Origin of the sequence: Allosphingosinicella sp., from assembly GCF_036403745.1 — a bacterium.
Classification (GTDB): domain Bacteria; phylum Pseudomonadota; class Alphaproteobacteria; order Sphingomonadales; family Sphingomonadaceae; genus Allosphingosinicella.
This window is the reverse complement of sequence record NZ_DASWQI010000061.1, coordinates 1-20,747: the sequence shown is the minus strand read 5'-3', so window position 1 is coordinate 20,747 and position 20,747 is coordinate 1. Positions and strand designations below refer to the sequence as shown.

Below are 20,747 nucleotides of genomic sequence, written 5' to 3'. Positions count from 1 at the left end.
CCCTTCGCCGTCAGTAGCGCGTGTCGAAGGTGGCGGTGACCACGGCCTTGCCGTTGGCCGGCACCGGCACCCGCCACACCAGTTCGTCGGCCGAGCGGCGGCTGCTCTTCATGCTCTCGTCCTGGACACGGCTGTCGCCCCAGAAGCCGGACTGGACGAGATCGACGGTGACGGCGTTGGGCCGGGCGTTGCTGAGCTCGTAGCGCATGGTGGTGCGCCAGCGCGTGCCGCCTTCTTTCTCCCTTTTCTCGAGCGTCGGCTTGACCTTGACGTCGAAGGCCTGGCCGGTGGTGAGGGCGATTTCGGAGCCCATCGGCGTGTGGCCGATCTGGTTCTCACCGACGAACTGCGCCTTCCCGCGCATGTCCTTCTGATAAACCCGCACCGTGCCCGCCGGGATGGCGTCGCCGAGCCCCTGGTCGCGCGCCGTCGAGAATTGCAGGACGGTGTCGGCGCTTTCCGGCTCGTCTTTGGTTTGCAGCCAGCCGAGCCGGTAGACATAGGCGCGGCGGGCAGTGGCGCCGTTGACGTCGAGGAAGCTCACCTGCTTGGTCTGCTGGTTGGCGATCGTCGTCCGCTCCTTGAGCGGATAGAGATAGAAATCGCCGACGCTCTCGCGGCCGGAGCCGCCGCTGCCGGCGCGGGTCATGCCGCCGCGCTGCGACGGCCGGTAGCCGCCGTTGCTCTCCGACAGATCGCCCGCGACCAGCACGGTGTCGGCATTGTCGAATGTGGTGCCCGTCGTATTGGTGAGCGTCACCCAGCCCTGCACGTCCAGCTTGCCCGCCTGCTCGTCGAACAAGGCGACATAATCGGCCTTCCAGCCCATTCCCTTGGTGAGATAGCTCAGGGTCACGGGACGCGCCCCACCGCGAGCGCTGTCGACGGTGACGGAGAGGGTCGGGCGCGCGCGCAGGTTCGGCGGCACCTTATCGAACACGACCCGGACCGGAAGCCCGTCGTCGCGCAGCACCTCGATCCGCTCGCCGACCTGGATGACGACGCCGCCGTTCACCGCCAGCACCTTGGCCCGCTCGCGCGTCTCGGCGCCGGTCGCGGTGTTGGTGCGCAGCAGCGTCACGTCCTCGCCGACCGCTTTTTCCATCAGCTTGGACGGCGAGAGCAGGTCGAAATCGAAATTCTGCTCGACGATGCCTACGCCGACGCCCGAGAGCGTGACGGTCTCCGGGCTGATGCGCCCCGAGACCCCGGGAAATTCCTGCCGCGACCGCCCGGCGGGCAGATCGAGCTGGCGGGTGTCCTGCACGAGGGCGAGATCGTCATTGTAGACGGTGACGGCGAGGTTGGCGGGGCCGGGCTGCGCGGCGGCGGCCGGTGCACAGAGGAGCGTGGTCAGCAGCAGGTACCAGCGGCGCATCGGCATCTCCCCGTCACAAGGAGGGGCAGCCTGTTACACTGTCACCAACCCTGTCAACACGGCCGCCCCGCGACCGCGCCGGTGACCGGCACGCTGTTGCGGCGGCGCCTCACCTTGCGGCCTCGGTAGGGTCCGGCGGCGGGCGCTTGCGGAGCAGCTTGGGCACCGCCCGCAGCGTGAACTCCAACCGCGCCCGGCCGTGCGCCGGAACGTGCGCCCGCCACAGGCGCGCCCCGTCCTTGGCGCCGAGCTTTCTGCTGGGCTTCGCGACCTCCCAGGGCTCGTAGGTGGGTATCACCACATCGACGGTGACCGGTGCCGCCGTCGCATTGCTGAGCTCGAGCTCGTGCAGCTCGGGCTTCGGGTTGTAATAACGATCGTCCGCGTCTCCTTGCGCCGGGTCCATCGCGATGCGGTGGGCGATGAGGACGTCGGGGCTCTCGCCGATTTCGAGTTCGAGATCCTGCCCGACCGCGTTGTCGCCAATGCTGCTTTCGCCGACCACCAGCTTCTGCCCCGCAACCGCCTGGAACATGGCGACCCGCCCCTCGGGCAGAGGGAGGCCGAGGCCCTTCTCGCGCTTGTTCTTCATCCGCAGCAGGAGGTTGACGGGGAGGATCGTCGTCCCCCCGTCGTGGATATTGGTGTCGACGGACGCGCTGTAGCTGCGGTCGAACGGGATCGCCTTGCGCGCGAGCAGCGCCACCTGCTTTTGCGAGTTCGCCGCCACCGTCACGGGGATCGGAATCCGGTACAGCTTCAAGTCGCCGAGTTCCTCCTGCGTCGCCACGACGGCGGTGATGGGAATGGCGCTGACCAGGTTAGGCCGGGAAATCCGGCTTCCGGTGACGACGATCGATCCGGCGTCGGCTTCCGGAAGGTCGTTGAGAATATCCGCCACGCGGCGCGTTTCCGGAATGTCGTTGGTGCGGCCTTGCGGCCAGCATTTGAGTTCGATTCCACCCGAGACCGGCCCGTCCGTGTCCCTGTCCTCGTCGCCGTTCGCCTTCCCGGCGACCGCCATGGTGCGGGCATCGACGAAGCTCTCGGCGTTGCCGTTTGCGAGGGTCAGCCAGGCGAACAGGTCGAGGGTCCGTCCGTCGGGCGCCACCTCCGCGACATAGCTGGCGCGCCAGTCGAACTCGGTCGCCAGATAGCTGAGCCGCACGGTCGCGGTCGTCGCGGCGTCGCTGTGGACGGTGATCGCCAGCGTCGGCTTCGCCGTCAGCCCCGCCGGCACCGAATCGTAGACCAGGGTTTCCGGCAAGCCGGTGCAGCGCAGCGCTTCGAATCCCTCGCCGGTCTGGAGGACGATGCCGCCCGGGCCGGAGCGGATCACCGCCTCCATCTCGGTTACCCGGCCGGTCTTGCGGTCGGTGCGGCGGATGTGGACGCGGCGGCCGAGCGACGCCTCGATCAGCGACCCAGCCGAGATCAGCCTCGCGTCGCGATTCTTCTCGCCGGGCGCGCCGGGCAGGCCCTCGGCGATGGCACTTTGAGGGAGGATGCCGCCCGACACGCCTTCGAAACGCACGACGCTGTCGCCGGCCGGCAGCCGCACCGTCCGCGTCTCCGTGATGAAGGCGTAGCCGGAGAGGAAGGTCGGATCCATCGGGCCGCCGCCCATCGGATCGCGATAGACAGTGACGGCGATCGCCTCGGGCCCGGGCGAGACGATGGCCGGCGGCTGAGCGGCCGCCGGCCCTGCGGACGCCGCGAGAGCAAGGAGAGCGGCCCTGAGGCGCCGCAACGGGCGCATGATCAGGTGCGCGTCTCGAAGGTGGCGGTGACGACCGTCTCGCCATTGGCCGGGACCGGCACGTGCCAGACGGCGTCGTCCGCCGAGCCGCGTTCGCTCTTGAGGCTCTCCGCGACGATCCTCGTGTCCTCCCAGATCCACTCGAGACCCTGCTGGACGAGCTCGACCGTCACCGGCTGCGGACGGGCGTTGGTGAGGGTGTAGCGCATCGTCGTGCGCCACAATTTGTCGCCGATCTTCTCGCGCTTCTCGACGACCGGCTTCACCTTGACGTCGAACGCGGCGCCGGTGCGGACCTCGACCTCCGACCCCATCGGAATATGGCCGATCGCATTCGCGCCGACGAATTGCGGGTCGCCGCGCCGGTCCTTCATGTAGACCCGCACCATGCCCGCCGGCAGCTGCTCGCCAAGGCCGGCACTGCCCGAATTGCGGAAGCGGATGACGGTGCTCGCGCTCTCCGGATAGGTGACGCCGTGCAGCCACGCCACCTGATAGCGATAGGCCTTGCTGCCGCCGACGCCGTGCGCGTCGAGGAAGCTTACCTGCTTGGTCTGCTGGTTCGCGATGGTGGTGCGCTGGCGCAGCGGGTAGAGATAATAATCGGCGAGGCGCTCGCGGTTGCCGCTCTCGGTGCCGGCGGTGCGCAGGCCGCTGCGCCGCTCGCGGTCCGCCTCGGCATCCTCCTGGTTCGGTGCGCCCGCAACCATCACCACGGCCGCATCGGCAAACGTCGTGCCCGTCGTGTTGCTGAGCGTGATCCACCCTTGGGCGTCGATCTTGCCGGCCAGCTCGTCGAACAGCACCACGTAATCGGCCTTCCAGCCGAGGCCGGGGGTGAGATAGGTGAGTTGGGCAGGCCGCACGCCGGCGCGGCTGCTCTCGACCGTCACCGACAGCGTCGGGCGCGCGCGCAGATTCTGCGGCACCTGGTCGAAGATCACCCGGATCGGCAGCCCGTCGTCGCGCAGCACCTCGACGCGGTTGCCGATCTGCAGGACGACGCCGCCGTTGGCTGCGAGGATCTTCGCCTGCTCGCGAGTCTCGGCACCGTTGGACGGATTGACCCGGACGATCGTCACAATCTTGCCGACCGCTTTCTCCATCAGCTTGGCGGGGGTGAGGAGGTCGTAATCGAAATTCTGTTCGACGATGGCCGCGTCGGGCGCCGCGAAGGAGACGGTCTCGGCGCGGATCTGCGCGGAGACGTCAGGAAATTCCTGCCGCGAAACGCCCGCCGGGATGGCGAGCTGCCGCGTGTCCTGCACCAAAGCGAGATTGTCGTTGTAGATGGTGACGGCGAGCTTGCCCTGCGCGGGTGGGGGTGCGGGTGGGGGTGCGGGCTGAGCGAGAGCGGGGGCCGCAGCAAATGCGGCCAGAAGAATGAAATGCGGCATGGTCTGCTCTCCCTTTGCGGTCAGACTGTTGCCGGGCGGCGGCCGCTGTCAAGCGCATGAAAAAGGCGGCGCTCCGGTGGGAGCAGCCGCCTCTTTCGATCTTCGTGAAGTGAACGTCTCAGGCCGCCGGGGCGATCTCCTCGCCGCCTTCGTCGGCGCGGGGCCGGCGGGTGCGGCGGCGCGGGGCCTTGGCGGGGGCGTCGCCGTCGACCACCGAAATCGCCGGCGGCAGGACGTCGAGCGAGATGCGCTCGCCGGTGTCGACCGGCTCTTCGCGCGGACGGCGCTCCGGCCGGCCTTCGCCGTTGCGCGTCTCGCGCGGACGCCGCTCGGGACGCGCCTCGCCGTTACGGGGCTCGACATTGCGGGTTTCGCGCGGTTCACGCGGCTCGCGGGCTTCGCGGGTGTCACGCGTATCGCGGACTTCACCGCCATCGCGATTATCGCGGTCCTGCCGGAATTCCCGGCGCGGACGCTCGCTCTCGCCGCGATACGGGCGGTCGCGATCCTGGCGCTCCTGCCGCTCAGGGCGATCCTGGCGCCCGTTATGCTCCTGGCGGTCGCCGCGGTCGTCGCGGGCGCCCCGCTCGTCCTCGTCCTCGTCGCCTTCGTCGCCGGCCGCGAGCGTCTCTTCGTCGCCCTCGTCGTCGTCCATGAAGTCGCCGCGGCGCGGCCGCTGCTCTTCGAAGCGCGGACGGTTCTCGTTCAGAACGCGGAAATAATGCTCCGCGAACTGGAGCCAAGTTTCGGTCTGGACGCGGTCGCCCTGCATCTGCGCGTCGCGGGCCAGCGATTTGTATTTCTCAAGCAGCTGGGCGGCATTGCCGCGCGAGCGGTTTTCCTGCCGGTTGCCACTGTTATGGCCCTGGTTCGGCGAGCGGGGTCCGCCACCGCCGCGGCCGCGACGGCGGCCGTTCTGACGATTGTTGATCAAAAGTAGGTCCTCGTCCTCGTGGTCCTGTTCGCCACTCGCTGACCGGGCCCTTCCCGGCCGCCTTTCGTTGCACGACCCCAAAGGCAGGCGACCGCACACGCGGTCTCCGCCACCTCACGCTGCAGCCAGGCTCGGCCTAAGCAATCGGGGGTCGGCGACGGTTGGCCTCACGCATGTCTATCGCTGTGATGGCCCCGTCCCTGGGTTCCTATGTAACTATGCCCGCAACGATTTCCAAGCGGAAAAGCGATGACGTGGGTTAACCCTTTGCAATGAGGCAACGATCGATGCCGGCAAGGTCTTTTCGCGTCTCCACGGCGAGCCCTGCGCCTGCCAGCAAAGCCGCGACGGCATCCCGCCGCCCCGCGCCGATCTCGATGCAGGCGATGCCGCCGGGGGCGAGCAAGGGACAAAGACGGGGCGCGAGGCGGCGATAATCGTCCAGCCCGTCGACGCCAGCGAACAGCGCCTCGGCCGGCTCCCACGCGGACACGTCAGGCGGCAGATCGGCACCGGTTTCGACGTAGGGCGGATTGCAAAGGATGAGGTCGAAGACGCTGGAAACGCTCTCGGCCCAATCCCCCAGCCGAAACTCGGCGCGGCCGGCGAGGCCGAGCCGCTCGGCATTGCGCCGCGCATAAGCAAGCGCGGTGTCAGAAGCATCGATCCCCAAGCCGTGCGCCTCCGGCCATTGTGCCAGCGCGGCGAGCAGCAGGGTGCCGGGACCGGTACCGAGATCGAGCACCCGTCGCGGCGAGCCGGTGCCGAAATGCTCTTCCGCCGCCTCGATCAGCGTCTCGCTGTCCGGCCGCGGGATCAGGACGCCCGGGCCGACCTCAAGCGTGATCGTCCAGAAATCGCGCTCCCCGACGATGTAGGCGACCGGCTCCCCGGCTTCCCTGCGGGAGATGAGACTATCGAAGGCCGAACCAGCCTCGTCTCCGAGACGCCGAAGCAGCAGCTCCTCCCGGCTCGTCCCGAGGGCATGAGCCATCAGCAGCTCGGCATCGAGACGCGGCGTGTCGCTCCCTGCGGCCAGCTTAGCGGCACCGGCGGCAAGAGCCTCCGCGACCGTCAAGGCCCCTCCCCTTCAGGGGAGGGGTTGGGGGTGGGGCATGTAAGGGACGATACGCCGCCGCGGCAGGAACCGGAACAGCCCCCACCCCAACCCCTCCCCTGAAGGGGAGGGGCTTTTCTACGCCTCATCGAGGCTGGCGAGGCGCTCCGCCTCGTCCTCGGCGATGAGGGCGTCGAGGAGGTCGTCCATATTTCCCTCCAATATCTCCGGCAGGCGGTGGAGGGTGAGGTTGATCCGGTGGTCGGTCACACGCCCCTGCGGGAAATTGTAGGTGCGGATGCGCTCGGATCGGTCGCCCGAGCCGACCATCGACTTGCGCGCCCCCGCCCGCTCCGACGCCAGCCGCTCGCGCTCCGCCTCGTAGAGCCGGGTGCGCAGCACCTTCAGCGCCTTGGCCTTGTTCTTGTGCTGCGACTTCTCGTCCTGCTGGATGACGACGAGGCCGGTGGGGAGGTGGGTGATCCTGACCGCGCTGTCGGTGGTGTTGACCGACTGCCCGCCCGGCCCGGACGAGCGGTAGACGTCGATGCGCAAATCCCGCGCCTCGTCGATCTGGACGTCGACATCCTCCGCCTCGGGCAGCACCGCCACCGTCGCCGCGGACGTATGGATGCGCCCGCCGCTCTCCGTCACCGGCACGCGCTGGACACGATGCACGCCGCTTTCGAACTTCAACCGCCGGAACACGCCCGGCCCGGTCAGCGAGGCGACGACCTCCTTGTAGCCGCCCATCTCCGACGCGCTCGCCGAGATGAGCTCGACCCGCCAGCCCTTCTGCTCGGCATAGCGCTGGTACATGCGGAACAGGTCGCCCGCGAAGAGCGCGGCCTCGTCGCCCCCGGTGCCGGCGCGGATCTCGAGCATCGCCGGCCGGTCGTCCGCGGCGTCGCGCGGCAGGAGCTTGAGCGCCAGCGCCCGCTCCGCCCCGGGAAGCTGCCGCTCGAGCTCCGCGACCTCGTCGGCCGCCATGTCCCTGATCTCGGGATTGGCGTCGGACAGCATCTCGCGGATCGTCGCAAGCTCGGCCCGCAGCCGCCGCACCTCCCGCGCCGCCGCCGCAACCGGCTCGATCTCGGCATAATCCTTGGACAGGCGCACGAACTGATCCGGCGCCATGTCCGGCGCGTTCATCGCACTCTGCAATTCGTCCCGCCGCGCCTCGATCTGCGCGATGCGATCGTCGGAGATGGAGGTCATAACCGGCCGATCAGGTACCAACCGACGGATGTGTGGGGTCCGTCGCCCATGTAGCTGACGCGGTACCGCTCGCGTAGAGCGTCTTCGATGGACATGGCCAATCGAAGAACCTCGTCCTTCGGCTCTCCTCCCGTGATGAGCCTGATGTGGGCCATACCTTCGCGCAGTTCACCTGAGGTGACGTCGAGGATATATCGATGTCCAGCCTTCTTCAGCTTATCAAAGGCCTTCTGCGGATTTCTGAACGTGTATGGCGCGGCGATCATGAACCCTGCTCTCCGCAGTTGCGCTGCCACTTCGAGGGCTACATCGACCAGTTCGGGTTTGTTCGGCAAGATGGCGATCGCGGCTTCGGTTTCCGCCCGGTCCTGCATGAGCATTGCCAGCCGTTCGATCCCCGCCGCCCAGCCGACGGCCGGCGTGTGCGGTCCGCCCAAGGCTTCGATCAGGCCATCGTAGCGCCCGCCGGCGATGACCGCCCCCTGCGCGCCTAGCCGGTCCGTGACGAACTCGAAGGCGGTGTGGCGGTAATAATCGAGGCCGCGGACCAGGCGGGCGTTGCGGGTCCACGGCACGCCCGCTGCGTCGAGGCCGGCGGTGACCTTGGCGAAGAAATCCGCCGCTTCCGCGCTGAGGTAGGCGTCGATGTCCGGAGCGCTGTCGGCGGCCGGGCGGTCGCGCGGGTCCTTGCTGTCGAGGATGCGCATCGGGTTCTTGTCGAGGCGGACCAGGCTGTCCTCCGACAAATCGCCGCGATGCGCCTCGAAATGCGCGACCAAAGCCGCCCGCCACGCCTCGCGGGTCGCCGCGTCGCCCAATGTGTTGAGCTGCAGCGTCACCCCTTCGGTGATGCCGAGCTCCTCAAGCAGCTGGTGGGCGAGGACGAGCAATTCGACGTCCGCGAGCGGCTCGTCGGCGCCGATGATCTCCGCGTCCAATTGGTGGAACTGGCGGTAGCGCCCCTTTTGCGGGCGCTCGTAGCGGAACACCGGGCCGTGGGTGGCGAGCTTCACCGGCGCCAGCTGCTGCCATCCTTCGGAGAGGTAGGCGCGGCAGAGGCCCGCGGTGAATTCCGGCCGCAGGGTGAGGCTGTCGCCGCTCCTGTCGGGGAAGGTGTACATCTCCTTGGAGACGATGTCGGTGGTCTCGCCGATCGAGCGGGCGAACACCTCGGTCGCCTCGAACACCGGCGTCTCGACGCGGCGAAAGCCGTACAAGCGGCGCACGCGGTCGAACGCGGCGACCACCGCCTGGAAGCGGTCCGCATCCTCGCCGAAAATGTCCTGCGTCCCGCGGACGCGCTGAGGCCTCGTCATCGGCGCGCCCTTCGCACTTTTTCGCGGCCCTGCAAACCTCAGGCGGGACGCGCGGCGAAGGCGGCGCGCTCGGCCTCGGCATCGGCATTGGTGAAGACGCGCTCGCCGATATGGCCGATCTGCCAAGACAAAGCGTGGTCGACATGGACCGTCACCCCCGCCGCCCGCAGCTCGGCGAAGAAGGAGGCGTCCTCGCCCATCCGCGCATTCGTGCTCGGCACCCGCTTGCGGTCGAACGGCGCCCAAGTCGCCCAGCCGGCGCCGAGATGCGCCTGGACGTCGCGGAAGATCAGCATGTCCATCAGGCAGAAGCCGAGGCCGCTGACCGCGACCTCCTCCACCTCCCCTGCCTTGGCCTTCGCTTCCGTCGTCCAGACATGCGCATACTGCCCGTCCTCCCCCATGCGGCTCGCCACCGGCCCGGTCGGCTCGCTGCGGCGGGGATAGTTGCAGCCGACCACCGGCAGCCGCCGCCCGATGAGGCGCAGCAGCGCGTCGGGCGGGAAGATATGGTCGGCATCGAGCCACAGCAGGTAACGCGCCTGCCAGGCCATCGCGCGCTGCAGGAGGTTCGTCCGGTTGGCGACGAGATCGGATGAGGTGGCGAGGAAGGTCTCGATCTCCAGCCGCGGCGCGCCGGGCGCCGTCAGGCTGCGCACCAGCAGGCGCGCCAGGCTGATCGTGAAGTCGGCCTTGGTGTCGCCGTAGGAGGGGATGCAGATCGCGACCTTCATGGCCATGCCCTCGCATCAAAGCGCCGCGAAATCAAAGCCTCGCCGCCACTGGACAGACGGCTCGGGGATGCGCCATGTCCCGCGCCGTCTTCAGTGGAGTTTCGACCCGCCATGCGCCTCGCCCCCATCGCCCTTCTCCTCGCCGCCGCCGCCGCAATTCCCGCCGCCGCCCAGACCCCCGCCAACTTCACCCGTGCGACCCCCTCGCCGAAGATCGACACGGTCCCGGCCGCGCGCGACGTCCGCTTCCCCGGCACGATCCGCCTCCATGTCGACGCCACCGACATCCAGCGCCGCATGTTCCGCATCAAGGAGACGATCCCGGTGCCGCAGGCCGGCGATTTCGTCCTGCTCTACCCGAAGTGGCTGCCCGGCAACCACAGCCCCAGCGGCCAGATCAGCAAGGTCGCCGGCCTCGTCGTCACCGCCAACGGCAAGAGGCTGGAATGGGTGCGCGACACGCTCGACGTCTACGCCTTCCACGTGCCCGTGCCGCAGGGCGTGCACTCGATCGACGTCGAGTTCCTGTACTTTGCGCCGACCGCCGAGAATCAGGGCCGGACCTTGATGACGCCGGAGCTCGCCAGCATCGAGTGGATCGCCACCTCGCTCTATCCGGCGGGCTATTATGTCCGCAACATCATGGTCGAGCCGAGCGTGACGGTGCCCAAGGGCTGGCACGTCGCCACCGCTTTGCGCCCGGCAACCGGCGCGGGCACGTCGACCATCTCCTTCCCGGCCACCCAATACGACATCCTCGCCGATTCGCCGATGATCGCCGGCGCCCATTACCGCCGCATCCCGCTCAGCCCCGACGTCGCCATCGACGCCATGGCCGACAGCGAGGCCGAACTCGCCGCCACGCCCGAAGTCATCGAGCTGCACAAGAACCTCGTGACCCAGGCCGTGCGCAATTTCGGCGCCCAGCATTACGACCATTACGACTTCCTCTTCACCATCTCGAAGAATCTCGGCGGCATCGGCCTCGAGCATCACCGGAGCTCCGAGGACGGCGTCGATCTCGGCTATTTCACCGACTGGAAGAACGCCCAGCGCGACCGCAACCTCCTCCCCCACGAATATACCCACAGCTGGGACGGCAAGTACCGCCGCGGCAAGGACCTCTGGACGCCCGACTACCGCACGCCGATGCAGGACAGCCTGCTCTGGGTCTATGAGGGCCAGACGCAATTCTGGGGCTACGTCCTCGACGCCCGCTCCGGCATGATGTCGAAGCAGGAGACGCTGGACGCATTGGCCGCCATCGCCGCCAGCTACGACGCGACGCCGGGCCGGCAGTGGCGCCCGCTGATCGACACGACCAACGATCCGATCGTCTCGCAGCGCTCGCCGCAGGCGTGGCGCAGCTTCCAGCGCTCCGAGGATTATTACAATGAAGGCCTGCTGATCTGGCTCGACGTCGACCGGATCATCCGCCAGCAGTCCGGTGGCAGCCGCTCGATCAACGACTTCGCCCGCGCTTTCTTCGGCGTCAACGACCGCGATTATGGCGAGCTCACCTATACGTTCGACGATGTCGTCGCGACGCTGAACCGCATCCAGCCCTATGACTGGGCGGGCTATCTCAACCGCCGCCTCCATTCCTACACGGAGCACGCCCCGCTCGAGGGGATCAACGAGGGCGGCTACAAGCTCGTCTACACCGACACGCCGACCGACTGGTTCCGCCAGGGCGAGAAGAAGTCTAAGGGCGTCGACCTCACTTACTCGGGCGGCTTCAGCGTCGCGTCGGCTGGCGGCCGCGTCACCTCGGTGCTGTGGGACAGCCCGGCCTTCAACGCCGGGCTCACCATCGGCAGCGTTATCGTCGCGGTAAACGGCCGCAGCTTCGACGGCGACGGGATCAAGTCGGCGATCCGTGCGGCGGCGGGGACCCGCGAGCCGGTCCACCTCCTCGTCCAGAGCGGCGACACCTACCGCAACATCGACCTCGACTGGCATGGCGGCCTTCGCTACCCCCGTCTCCAGCAGACCGGCGGCGGCCACGGCACGCTCGACGCCCTCCTCACCCCGCTGTGATCCGCCGGAGACCCCTTCGATGAAGCTTCGCACCCTCCTCCTCGCCGCCGCTCTCGCCAGCGGCACGGCGCTCGCCGCACCGCAGCCGAGCGCCCAGTCGAATACCGCTGCGGCGCTGCAGCGCATCCGCGCGCTCAACCCCAAGGTGAACGCCGTCATCGCCACCGACCCGACGGCGCTGGACCAGGCGCGTGCCCTCGACCGGCAGAAGGCGCACGGCGCGCTCTACGGCATGCCGATGCTGATCAAGGACAATATCGAGAGCGTCGGCCCCCTGCCAACGACGGCCGGCAGCCTCGCTTTGGCCCAGAACGTCACCAACCGCGACGCGCCACTGGTGGCGCGGCTGCGCGCGGCCGGCGCCGTCATCGTCGGCAAGACCAATTTGTCGGAATGGGCCAACATCCGCTCCGACAATTCGATCTCCGGCTGGAGCGCGGTCGGCGGCCAGACCCGCAATCCGTATGCCCTGAACCGCAACAGCTGCGGGTCGAGCACCGGGAGCGGCGTCGCCGTCGCGGCCGGCATGGTGCCGGCGGCGATCGGCACCGAGACCGACGGATCGATCACCTGTCCCGCGTCGATCAACGGCATTGTCGGCTTCAAGCCGAGCGTCGGCCTGGTCAGCCGCAGCCGCATCGTGCCGATCAGCCACAGCCAGGACACGGCCGGCCCGATGGCCCGCACCGTCCGCGAGGCGGCGATGGTCCTCTCCGCCATCGCCGGCTCCGATCCGGCCGATCCGGCGACCGCCGAGGCCGACCGCCACAAGGTCGACTATGCCAATTCGCTCGCCCCGACGTCGCTGCGCGGCACCCGGATCGGCGTCATGCGCTTTGCCTCGGGCTTCGGCACCGACGGCCTCTTCGAGCAGGCGCTGCAGGCGCTCCGCAACCAGGGCGCGATCCTCGTTGAGATCAAGAAGATGGAGGGGCGCCAGGAGATCGGCCGCAACGAGCACATTGTCCTCATGGCCGAGCTCAAGGCCGATCTGAACGCCTATCTCGCCACCACCCCGCCGAGCGTGCGCAGCCGCACCCTCACCGATCTCATCGCCTTCAACCGCGCCCATGCCGCGACCGAGCTCGCCTTGTTCGACCAGGAGACGTTCGAGACCGCCGACAAGACCAGGGGCCTCGAAGACCCCGACTACAAGAAGGCGCGCGAGACTTCCTACCGGCTCGCCGGCCCGGAGGGGATCGACCGCCTGCTGCGCGAGAACAACGTCGTCGCCCTCGTCGGCCCGACCATGCCGCCGGCCTGGCCGATCGATGCGGTGAACGGCGACCAGATTTCCGGCGGCGGCGCCGGCGGCCTCGCCGCGGTGGCGGGCTATCCGCACCTCACCGTGCCGATGGGCTTGGTGAAGGGGCTGCCGGTGGGCCTGAGCTTCATCGGCACCAAGTGGGACGACGCCCGCATCCTCTCGCTGGGCTATTCCTACGAACAGGCCACCCACCGCCGGGTCGATCCGAGATTCTACCCGTCGATCGAGGACAGCCCGGAGATCGCGCCGCACCTGCGGCCGGCGGCGCGGTAGTCGGCCAGCACGCCACGTCATCCTGACGAAAGTCAGGACCACGGTGTTCATGGATCCCGGATCAAGTCCGGGATGACGTGCCCTTTCCGACCGTTCGCCGAGGCTTCTTCTTTGCCGCGCCGCGCGCGCCTGCCTCGAGAGCGAGCGCGGCCCAGCGCTGCATCGCCTCCGCATCGTCATACACGTCGGCGGGAGGGCGCCTGTAATTCATCGTCTCGATCGTGCCGTCCTTCGACGTGAAGATGAATCGCCCGCACCCCGCGTCATCCCAGGTCGCGGCGCTTTCCAGATCGGCCTTGAACCAGATCTCCTCGTCGAGGACGGCGAAGATGATGCCGTCGAGGTAGAGCACCGCCGCGCCCATCATCTTGCGCATGGTCACCGTGCCGAGCGGGGCCAGAGCCTCCTGCACCCACGCGTAGAGGCCCTCGTCGACGCTCATGCCGCCGCGAGCCGAAGCCCGACGATGCAGCCGATGAGGCCGAGGAGGAGGAGCATCCGCACCGTCCCGGCGGGCTCGGCGAAAAAGGCGATGCCGACAATCACCGTCCCCAGCGCGCCGATGCCGCCCCAGACGGCGTAAGCGGTGCCCATCGGGATGGTGCGCGAGGCAACCTCCAGCAAGCCCATCGACAGCATCACCGAGGCGAGGAAGCCCAGGGTCCAGGGCACGTTCCGGAAGCCGTCGACGAAGCGCAGGCAGGTGGTGAAGCCGACTTCGAAGCAGCCGCCGAGGACGAGGAGGAGCCAGGCCATGGCGATTGAATTAGCGCGCGCGGCTTCCCCGCGCTAGCGTCCCGCCATGGCCCCCACCCCCCGCCCCCGCTCGATCGGCAACCGCATCGCGCCGGCGCGCTTCATCGTCTTCCTCGCGCTGCTGATCCCGGGCGGCCTCGCCGCGGGCATCCACTGGGGCTGGCGGATCGGCGCGATGACCGGCTTCGACGTCGCCGCCACCATCTTCCTCGTCTCGTTGTGGCCTTTGTTCCGGCAGGACGTCGCCTCGATCCGCTCCCGCGCGGCGGCGAACGACGCCAACCGCGTGCTGCTCCTCGTGGTCACCGGCGTCGTCATGGCCGCCATCCTCACCGCAGTCGGGGCGGAGCTGCAGAAGGGCGAGCCGCTGCCCGGATCCGAAAAGGCGCTGGTGGTGGGGACGCTGGCGCTCGCCTGGCTGTTCAGCAACACCGTCTACGCGCTCCACTACGCCCACCTCTTCTACAGCCGCGACCGCAAGGCCGGCGGCGACATAGGCGGGCTGGATTTCTCCGGCTCCGGCAAGCCCTGCTACAGCGACTTCATCTATTTCGCCTTCACGCTGGGGATGACTTTCCAGACCTCCGACACCGGCGTCACCACCGCGCGGATGCGCCGCATCGTCACCGCCCATTGCTTCGCCGGCTTCGTCTTCAACCTCGGCGTCCTCGCCTTCACGATCAACGTGCTGGGGAGCCGCTAGATCGCGCCTTCGGCATGGTCGGCCGGCAACCGGGTGCGCGCCGCGATCAGGCAGGCGAAGACGATCAAGGCCGCGCCGCCGAGGGTGAACGGCCGCACTGGCTCCGAAAACACGATCCAGCCGTAAAAGGCGGCCCAGACAAACCCGCTATATTCGGTCGGCGCGAGATGCTGGGCCTCGGCGCGCGCATAGGCCCAGGCGAGCAGCATCAAAGAGGCGAAGGCGAGCAGCGCGGCGGCGACGATCGCCGGCCAGGCCGCGAGCGGCGGCACCGCGGCGAGGAACGGCGCGGCGACGAGGAAGCAGAGGCTCATGATCGCGCTCATGAAGAAGGCGACCTCGACCGGCCCCGCCACCCGCGCCTGCGCCCGCATCAGGATGATGTTCGCCGCGTAGAGCGTCGCCGAGACCAGGATCGCCGCCGAGCCCTTCAGCGCCTCGGGCCCCAGCTCCGCCCGCGCCTGGCCGAACAGGATCACCACCACGCCGGCAAGGCCGAGCAGCGAGGCGAGGATGGCGCGGCGGGTGATCTTCTCTCCCAGCCACAGCGCCGCCAGATACAGCGCGACGATCGGCGCGATGAAGGCCAGCGCGATCGCCTGCGCCATCGGCACCCGCGCCAGGCCCCAGAAGAACAGCACCGCCATCACGGTCGACACGCCGCCGCGGATGAGATGCATGCGCAGCGCGGCCCGCCCCGGCCAGCGCATCCGCCGCAGCAGGAACACCGCGCCCCCGAGCAAGGCGCCGGCGGCCGTCCGCCACAGCAGGGAATTGTAGGCGCCGAGCGACAGCGCCAGCTCCTTCATCACCGCGTCCATGGTCGAAAAGACGCCGATGCCTGCGAGGGCGATTGTAAAGGGAATCGCAATCCCGCGCTGCTGCCCGCCTGCCGCCATGGCGGGCGCTTAGCGGCTCGCCTCTTCCGAGCCTAGCTCAGCCGCATGTAATCGCCGCTCATCTCCACCGAGCCGAGCTTCGACAGATAGGCCTGGCCGAGCAGCGACATGGTCGCGCCCTGGAGGATGGCGCCGTGGACGTCGCGGGCTTCCTTCCCGTCGAGGGAGACGCGGTCGATCGTCACCACCTTGCCGCGGATCGGGCCTCCCGCTCCCATGCCGACGGGCTCGAACTCACCCGGCGAGAAGACCAGGCCGACGCGGCGCGCATCCTCCTCGGTGAGGGCGACGCCGGTGGCGCCCGTATCGATGAGGAAGTGGACGAGCTGCCCGTTCACTTCGACGTCGGCGTAGAAATGCCCGTCGTCCTGGCGCCTGAGCAAAGTCTCTTTCGGGACGGAGGCCGCAGCCGCCGACGCCGCGCGGGAAGGCGCCGGCGCATGGCCTGTCGGCCACGCGAGCCCGACGCTGGCCCCAACGATGATGACGCAGAGAAGCGGCTTCAACACCGTCGGGACGCTAGACCAGTGGAGTGAACAAAAACTTATTCGATCGACGATAAACTGCGACAGACTCGGGATTGCTGGTCTCCCTAAATACAACCAAAAGAATTCAATTGACGCAGGAGCCGATAAGACGAGTGTCGACCTCGCCGGCTCATCCGAGTCGCGAATGTCTTTAGGGGAGACTTAAAATGACGGAACCCGTGGGTCTTTATCACGTCACGCTGAAGGTCAGCCATGGCGATATGCCGGGTGCACAGACGCTCAACCTCGATCTCGCAGTCAGCGCTCCGACGGGGACGGTACACGGCACGGCAACGATTACACAGGCATTGCCGCCGCCTTATGGAATCATCCATATCCCGGTCCACGGCCAGATCTATCACACCGGCTTCGGACAGGACACCTTGCTGGTTCACCTGATCGGCCAATATGTGGTGAGCGTGCCGCCGCCGGCCATTGGCAGCTATCTCGCCCATTTCTCAGCCGGCTTGGCCGTCGACAAGAGCTGGAACGGCAAGGGCAGCTACGAATACGGCAACCACATCGTGGGCGACTGCAAGGTCACCAACACCAGTCCGAAATGATCCGCGCCGGCGCCGGGGCCAATGCCCCGGCGCCGAACAGGAATGCCTAGCCGGCCGCCGCCGCCAGCTGCACGTCGCCCGCCGCCTCGATCTCCGCCGCTTTGGCTTCGACGAGCCGGACGATATGTTCGATCATGTCTTCATTCCGGACATGATGGTCGGTGACGCCGGACAGATAGACCATATGCTTGCCGTTGCCGCCGCCGGTGATGCCGATGTCGGTCTCGCGCGCCTCGCCGGGGCCGTTGACGACGCAGCCGAGCACCGACAGCGACATCGGCGTGCGGATGTGACCAAGCCGTTCCTCCAGCGCCTGGACGGTGCGGATGACGTCGAAGCCCTGGCGCGCGCAGCTCGGGCACGAGACGACGCGGACGCCCCTGTTGCGGATGCCGAGGCTCTTCAGGATCTCGAAGCCCGCGCGGACTTCCTCCTCGGGCTCGGCGGACAGCGAGACGCGGATCGTGTCGCCGATGCCGAACCACAGCAGGGAGCCGATCCCGATCGCGCTCTTCACCGTGCCGCCGCGCAAGCCGCCGGCCTCGGTGATGCCGAGGTGGAGCGGGCAATCGACCGCGTCCGCCAGCTGCTGGTAGGCGGCTACGGCGAGGAACACGTCCGACGCCTTCACCGCCACCTTATAGTCGCGGAAATCATGGTCTTCGAGGATCCGGATATGGTCGAGCGCGCTTTCGACCAGCGCCTCCGGACAAGGCTCGCCATATTTGTCGAGCAGGTCGCGCTCGAGGCTGCCGGCGTTGACGCCGATGCGGATCGCGCAGCCGTTCGCCTTTGCGGCGTTGACCACTTCGCGCACCCGCTCGGCGGAGCCTATGTTGCCGGGATTGATCCGGAGGCACGCCGCGCCGGCGTCGGCCGCCTCGAGCGCGCGTTTATAGTGGAAATGGATGTCGGCGACGATCGGCACGTGCGCGGCGCGGACGATCTGCTTCAGCGCCGCGGTCGAAGCCTCGTCAGGGCAGGAGACGCGGACGATGTCCGCCCCGGCTTCCTCGCAGCGGCGGATCTGGTCGATCGTCGCCTTTGCATCGGCGGTGACCGTGTTGGTCATCGTCTGGACGGTGACGGGCGCGCCGCCGCCGACGGCGACGTTGCCGACCATGATCTGGCGGGACGGACGGCGCGCGATATCGCGCCACGGGCGTACGGACATGGCCGCCATATAGGCGCACCCGCCTTCGGGCGAAAGCGGAGCCTTCGTGCGGAAAATGTGCAGACACCTCATAAAGACAGACAGATTCTTCAGTTTTCAGCGACTAAGGGTCGGACACGTGGTGCCTTGATGCGTGGGGAGATCGAGGAAGATGGCGGAATCGCAGGGGGAAGCCGCGCCCTCGAAACAGGATGGTCCGCAACGTTTCGCGTACCACCGGCAGCTTTCGCCCATGCTCTGGGCTCTCACCTTGATCCTGATCGTCGAGATGGCGCTCGTCCACCTGCTGCTGTCGCGCTGGAGCGGCGCGGCGGCGCTGGCGCTGGGCCTGGTCAGCGGCTTGGCCCTCGTCTCAGTCGTGGCTTTGATCCTCTCCTTTCGGTCGCGCCCGGTGGTGCTGGGGCCGGACGGGCTGCGCGTCCGCGCCGGCTTCCTCATCGATGCGCATGTCCCGCTCGACGAGATCGCCTTCGCCCAGTCCGGCTTCGCGCCGGCCGACTACATGCCGGGCGGCCTTTTGAAGGCGAGCCTCCTCAACGCCCCCAACATCGTCGTCCTGCTGCGCGGCGACATCGACCTGCCCGGCCCCTTCGGCAAGAGCCGCCACGTCCATGCGGTGGCGCTGGCGCTGGACGAGCCGGCGCGCTTTCTCGCCGCCATTGAGACGGTGGTGAAGGCCGCCGCCGCCGAGGACCGGAGCGCCCTCGCGGCGGCGTAAGCGCGCGCCGGGCGGTTGCCGAGCCCTTGGGCGGCGGATAGAGCGCGGCGCTCAGGCGTTCACCGCCTCGAGGAGCCACGAAGAATGCCGAAGCCTGCCCCCCGCTGGAAGCTGGTGATCCACGGCGGCTGCGGCGTCATCGAACGCGCGATGCTCAGCGCCGAGCAGGAGGCGGACGCCCGCGCCGGCCTCTCCGCCGCGCTCGACGCCGGCGCCGCCATCCTCTCGGCCGGCGGAACCGCGCTCGACGCCGTCGTCGCGGCGGCGGGCATCCTCGAGGACGACCCCCATTTCAACGCCGGCCGCGGCTCGGTCTTCACCTATCAGGGCACGATCGAGACCGACGCGGCGGTGATGGAGGGCGCCAGCCGCAACGCCGGCGCGGTCACCGGCGCGACGGCGACGAAGAACCCGGTGAGCCTCGCCCGCGCCGTCATGGAGCACAGCCCCCACGTCCTCCTCTCCCGCGAAGGCGCCGACCAGTTTTCGCGCGAGCAGGGGCTGGAGCAGGTCGGCCCCGAATGGTTCGCGACGCCCGAACGCCGCCATCAGCTCGACCTCATGAAGGCCGACGAGAGCCATTATTTCGACGCGGAGCTCAAATACGGCACCGTCGGCGCCGTCGCCTGCGACAACCAGGGCCACGTCGCCGCCGCGACCTCGACCGGCGGCCTCACCGGCAAGCGCTGGGGGCGGATCGGCGATTCGCCGCTGATCGGCGCCGGCACCTATGCCGACGATCGTGCCGCCGCCATTTCGGCGACCGGGGCGGGCGAATATTTCATCCGCGCCGCCGCCACCCACGAAATCTGCGCCCGCATGCGCATGCTGGGTGAGGACGCCCTGACCGCCGCCGACCGCGCCATCGCCGATGTCGAGGCGCTCGGCGGCACCGGCGGCGTCATCGTCGTGACGCCCGACGGCGAGGGCGCCTACGCCTTCAACACGCCCGGAATGTACCGCGGCATGGCCGGGCCGGAGGGGAAGACGGTGGCCATCTACGGCGACGAATGAACCTGCCTCCCCATCGTCAGATGGGGAGGGGGACCAGCGTAGCTGGTGGAGGGGTATTCACGGACGCAGGTGGGACGAAATACCCCTCCACCACCTTCGGTGGTCCCCCTCCCCACGAGCTCCGCTCGTGGGGAGGCAAAGGGTGCTTACTCCGGGACCACCGTCACCGCGCGGCGGTTCTTGGCCCAGCTTTCCTCGTCGGAACCGAGCGCTTCGGGCCGTTCCTTGCCGTAGCTGATCACCGCCATCCGTCCCGGATCGACGCCGCGGGAGGCGAGATAGTTCTTGGCGGCATTGGCGCGGCGGTCGCCCAGCGCGAGGTTGTACTCGCGGGTGCCGCGCTCGTCGCAATGGCCCTCGATCGTCACCCGCACCCGCGGGTTGCGCGCCAGCCACGCCGCCTGCGCGTCGAGCACCGCCCGGTCCTTGTCGTCGATCGAATAGCTGTCGAGCGCGAAATAGACGCGGTCCGATGGCACGGCGGCGATGAAGTCGGCGCGAGAGCCGGGCAGCGCCGCGGCGCCGACACCGCCCGAGCCGGGACCGCCCGGCCCCTGCCCCATGCCCGCGTCGGCGGCGCCTGAGGCCGGCGGCGGCGGCAGCATCCTGGGCGGCTTCTTCGCGCAGCCGGCGAGCGCGAGCGCCGCGGCGGTTGCGGCCAGCAGGGCCATGTTTCTCATCACGCTGTCTCCTCGTTACTCAGGGAAGGTCGGGACTTTGGGCAAGGTCGGTACTTCAGGGAAGAATGGGGCCCCAGGCGGGGTCGGAACCGTCGAGCGGGGTGGGCAGGCGCCGCTCGTTGACCCCGGTCAGATCGACCTGCCAGACGCTCGACGCGCCCGAGCGGCCCTGGCTGGTGCGGAAGAACTGGATGACGCGGCCGTTCGGCGACCAGGTCGGCGCCTCGTCCTGCCAGCTGTTGGTCAAAAGCCGCTCGCCGCCGCCGTCCGGCGTCATGACGCCGATCCGGAAATTGCCGGCGATCCTGGTGAACGCGATGAGGTCCCCGCGGGGACTCCA

20 protein-coding genes and 1 pseudogene are annotated in these 20,747 nt (G+C 68.6%); 6 read left to right on the top strand and 15 right to left on the bottom strand.

The window, feature by feature from the left end; translation table 11 throughout:
* Window positions 1-10: 10 nt before the first annotated feature.
* From VGC56_RS11925 to VGC56_RS11890, 8 genes are all read right to left on the bottom strand, one after another.
* Window positions 11-1,378 carry a DUF4139 domain-containing protein gene (locus VGC56_RS11925; RefSeq protein ID WP_464125130.1) on the bottom strand — a complete coding sequence of 456 codons (1,368 nt, stop codon included), beginning with the start codon at window positions 1,376-1,378 and terminating at the stop codon, window positions 11-13.
* A 109-nt stretch (window positions 1,379-1,487) separates the two neighbouring features.
* Complete coding sequence (locus VGC56_RS11920) at window positions 1,488-3,128, bottom strand: DUF4139 domain-containing protein (RefSeq protein WP_464125129.1); 1,641 nt, start codon at window positions 3,126-3,128, stop codon at window positions 1,488-1,490.
* A gap of 11 nt (window positions 3,129-3,139) precedes the next feature.
* Complete coding sequence (locus VGC56_RS11915) at window positions 3,140-4,534, bottom strand: DUF4139 domain-containing protein (RefSeq protein WP_464125128.1); 1,395 nt, start codon at window positions 4,532-4,534, stop codon at window positions 3,140-3,142.
* Window positions 4,535-4,652: 118 nt separating this feature from the next.
* Window positions 4,653-5,468: a DUF4167 domain-containing protein gene (locus VGC56_RS11910; RefSeq protein WP_464125127.1), complete on the bottom strand. Its 816-nt coding sequence runs from the start codon at window positions 5,466-5,468 to the stop codon at window positions 4,653-4,655.
* 259 nt (window positions 5,469-5,727) lie between these two features.
* On the bottom strand, window positions 5,728-6,546 hold the full coding sequence (gene prmC, locus VGC56_RS11905) for a peptide chain release factor N(5)-glutamine methyltransferase (RefSeq protein WP_464125126.1): 819 nt from the start codon (window positions 6,544-6,546) through the stop codon (window positions 5,728-5,730).
* A gap of 117 nt (window positions 6,547-6,663) precedes the next feature.
* Window positions 6,664-7,743, bottom strand: a complete 1,080-nt coding sequence (gene prfA / locus VGC56_RS11900; protein WP_464125125.1) for a peptide chain release factor 1 — start codon at window positions 7,741-7,743, stop codon at window positions 6,664-6,666.
* Entirely contained in the window at window positions 7,740-9,059 is a 1,320-nt protein-coding gene (hisS, locus tag VGC56_RS11895; RefSeq protein WP_464125124.1) for a histidine--tRNA ligase, read from the bottom strand. Before hisS ends, prfA begins: the two co-directional genes overlap by 4 nt.
* A gap of 38 nt (window positions 9,060-9,097) precedes the next feature.
* A complete protein-coding gene (locus tag VGC56_RS11890; RefSeq protein WP_464125123.1) occupies window positions 9,098-9,799 on the bottom strand; it encodes a glycosyltransferase family 2 protein in 702 nt (233 codons plus the stop codon).
* 105 nt (window positions 9,800-9,904) lie between these two features.
* Between VGC56_RS11890 and VGC56_RS11885 the strand changes: the two genes are divergently transcribed.
* Together VGC56_RS11885 and VGC56_RS11880 are read left to right on the top strand one after the other, a co-directional pair.
* A complete protein-coding gene (locus VGC56_RS11885; protein WP_464125122.1) occupies window positions 9,905-11,833 on the top strand; it encodes a M61 family metallopeptidase in 1,929 nt (642 codons plus the stop codon).
* A gap of 19 nt (window positions 11,834-11,852) precedes the next feature.
* On the top strand, window positions 11,853-13,373 hold the full coding sequence (locus tag VGC56_RS11880) for an amidase (RefSeq protein ID WP_464125121.1): 1,521 nt from the start codon (window positions 11,853-11,855) through the stop codon (window positions 13,371-13,373).
* 61 nt (window positions 13,374-13,434) lie between these two features.
* Here the strand turns inward: VGC56_RS11880 and VGC56_RS11875 are convergent, their stop codons facing one another.
* Entirely contained in the window at window positions 13,435-13,815 is a 381-nt protein-coding gene (locus VGC56_RS11875) for a TfoX/Sxy family protein (RefSeq protein ID WP_464125120.1), read from the bottom strand.
* Complete coding sequence (locus VGC56_RS11870) at window positions 13,812-14,129, bottom strand: DMT family transporter (RefSeq protein WP_464125119.1); 318 nt, start codon at window positions 14,127-14,129, stop codon at window positions 13,812-13,814. The genes VGC56_RS11875 and VGC56_RS11870 overlap by 4 nt, the downstream gene beginning before the upstream one ends.
* 46 nt (window positions 14,130-14,175) lie before the next feature.
* Between VGC56_RS11870 and VGC56_RS11865 the strand changes: the two genes are divergently transcribed.
* On the top strand, window positions 14,176-14,832 hold the full coding sequence (locus VGC56_RS11865; RefSeq protein WP_464125118.1) for a DUF1345 domain-containing protein: 657 nt from the start codon (window positions 14,176-14,178) through the stop codon (window positions 14,830-14,832).
* On the opposite strand, the gene VGC56_RS11860 is transcribed toward VGC56_RS11865, so the two are convergent.
* Complete coding sequence (locus VGC56_RS11860) at window positions 14,829-15,731, bottom strand: DMT family transporter (RefSeq protein WP_464125117.1); 903 nt, start codon at window positions 15,729-15,731, stop codon at window positions 14,829-14,831. The genes VGC56_RS11865 and VGC56_RS11860 overlap by 4 nt on opposite strands.
* Window positions 15,732-15,763: 32 nt before the next feature.
* Window positions 15,764-16,240, bottom strand: coding sequence for a retropepsin-like aspartic protease family protein (locus VGC56_RS11855; protein ID WP_464125116.1), 477 nt, complete (start codon window positions 16,238-16,240; stop codon window positions 15,764-15,766).
* A gap of 185 nt (window positions 16,241-16,425) precedes the next feature.
* Between VGC56_RS11855 and VGC56_RS11850 the strand changes: the two genes are divergently transcribed.
* Window positions 16,426-16,821, top strand: coding sequence for a DUF1842 domain-containing protein (locus VGC56_RS11850; protein WP_464125115.1), 396 nt, complete (start codon window positions 16,426-16,428; stop codon window positions 16,819-16,821).
* A gap of 46 nt (window positions 16,822-16,867) precedes the next feature.
* On the opposite strand, the gene ispG is transcribed toward VGC56_RS11850, so the two are convergent.
* The gene (ispG, locus tag VGC56_RS11845) at window positions 16,868-17,995 is read right to left on the bottom strand and encodes a flavodoxin-dependent (E)-4-hydroxy-3-methylbut-2-enyl-diphosphate synthase (RefSeq protein ID WP_464125114.1); all 1,128 of its coding nucleotides are present in this window, start codon (window positions 17,993-17,995) and stop codon (window positions 16,868-16,870) included.
* A gap of 232 nt (window positions 17,996-18,227) precedes the next feature.
* On the opposite strand from ispG, the gene VGC56_RS11840 reads away from it, so the two are divergent.
* Complete coding sequence (locus VGC56_RS11840; RefSeq protein ID WP_464125113.1) at window positions 18,228-18,713, top strand: hypothetical protein; 486 nt, start codon at window positions 18,228-18,230, stop codon at window positions 18,711-18,713.
* 84 nt (window positions 18,714-18,797) lie between these two features.
* On the top strand, window positions 18,798-19,727 hold the full coding sequence (locus VGC56_RS11835; protein ID WP_464125112.1) for an isoaspartyl peptidase/L-asparaginase family protein: 930 nt from the start codon (window positions 18,798-18,800) through the stop codon (window positions 19,725-19,727).
* 146 nt (window positions 19,728-19,873) lie between these two features.
* On the opposite strand, the gene pal is transcribed toward VGC56_RS11835, so the two are convergent.
* Together pal and tolB are read right to left on the bottom strand one after the other, a co-directional pair.
* Complete coding sequence (pal, locus tag VGC56_RS11830; RefSeq protein WP_464125111.1) at window positions 19,874-20,407, bottom strand: peptidoglycan-associated lipoprotein Pal; 534 nt, start codon at window positions 20,405-20,407, stop codon at window positions 19,874-19,876.
* A 55-nt stretch (window positions 20,408-20,462) separates the two neighbouring features.
* Window positions 20,463-20,747, bottom strand: a pseudogene (gene tolB, locus VGC56_RS11825) (Tol-Pal system protein TolB); the annotation flags it as partial.

Bases quoted from the DNA above. Each gene is read 5' to 3' on its own strand.
- VGC56_RS11925 (WP_464125130.1), bottom strand. From the start codon at position 1,378: ATGCGCCGCTGGTACCTGCTGCTGACCACGCTCCTCTGTGCACCGGCC.
- VGC56_RS11915 (WP_464125128.1), bottom strand. From the start codon at position 4,534: ATGCCGCATTTCATTCTTCTGGCCGCATTTGCTGCGGCCCCCGCTCTC.
- prfA (WP_464125125.1), bottom strand. From the start codon at position 7,743: ATGACCTCCATCTCCGACGATCGCATCGCGCAGATCGAGGCGCGGCGG.
- hisS (WP_464125124.1), bottom strand. From the start codon at position 9,059: ATGACGAGGCCTCAGCGCGTCCGCGGGACGCAGGACATTTTCGGCGAG.
- VGC56_RS11890 (WP_464125123.1), bottom strand. From the start codon at position 9,799: ATGGCCATGAAGGTCGCGATCTGCATCCCCTCCTACGGCGACACCAAG.
- VGC56_RS11885 (WP_464125122.1), top strand. From the start codon at position 9,905: ATGCGCCTCGCCCCCATCGCCCTTCTCCTCGCCGCCGCCGCCGCAATT.
- VGC56_RS11880 (WP_464125121.1), top strand. From the start codon at position 11,853: ATGAAGCTTCGCACCCTCCTCCTCGCCGCCGCTCTCGCCAGCGGCACG.
- VGC56_RS11875 (WP_464125120.1), bottom strand. From the start codon at position 13,815: ATGAGCGTCGACGAGGGCCTCTACGCGTGGGTGCAGGAGGCTCTGGCC.
- VGC56_RS11870 (WP_464125119.1), bottom strand. From the start codon at position 14,129: ATGGCCTGGCTCCTCCTCGTCCTCGGCGGCTGCTTCGAAGTCGGCTTC.
- VGC56_RS11865 (WP_464125118.1), top strand. From the start codon at position 14,176: ATGGCCCCCACCCCCCGCCCCCGCTCGATCGGCAACCGCATCGCGCCG.
- VGC56_RS11860 (WP_464125117.1), bottom strand. From the start codon at position 15,731: ATGGCGGCAGGCGGGCAGCAGCGCGGGATTGCGATTCCCTTTACAATC.
- VGC56_RS11850 (WP_464125115.1), top strand. From the start codon at position 16,426: ATGACGGAACCCGTGGGTCTTTATCACGTCACGCTGAAGGTCAGCCAT.
- ispG (WP_464125114.1), bottom strand. From the start codon at position 17,995: ATGTCCGTACGCCCGTGGCGCGATATCGCGCGCCGTCCGTCCCGCCAG.
- VGC56_RS11840 (WP_464125113.1), top strand. From the start codon at position 18,228: ATGCTCTGGGCTCTCACCTTGATCCTGATCGTCGAGATGGCGCTCGTC.
- VGC56_RS11835 (WP_464125112.1), top strand. From the start codon at position 18,798: ATGCCGAAGCCTGCCCCCCGCTGGAAGCTGGTGATCCACGGCGGCTGC.
- pal (WP_464125111.1), bottom strand. From the start codon at position 20,407: ATGAGAAACATGGCCCTGCTGGCCGCAACCGCCGCGGCGCTCGCGCTC.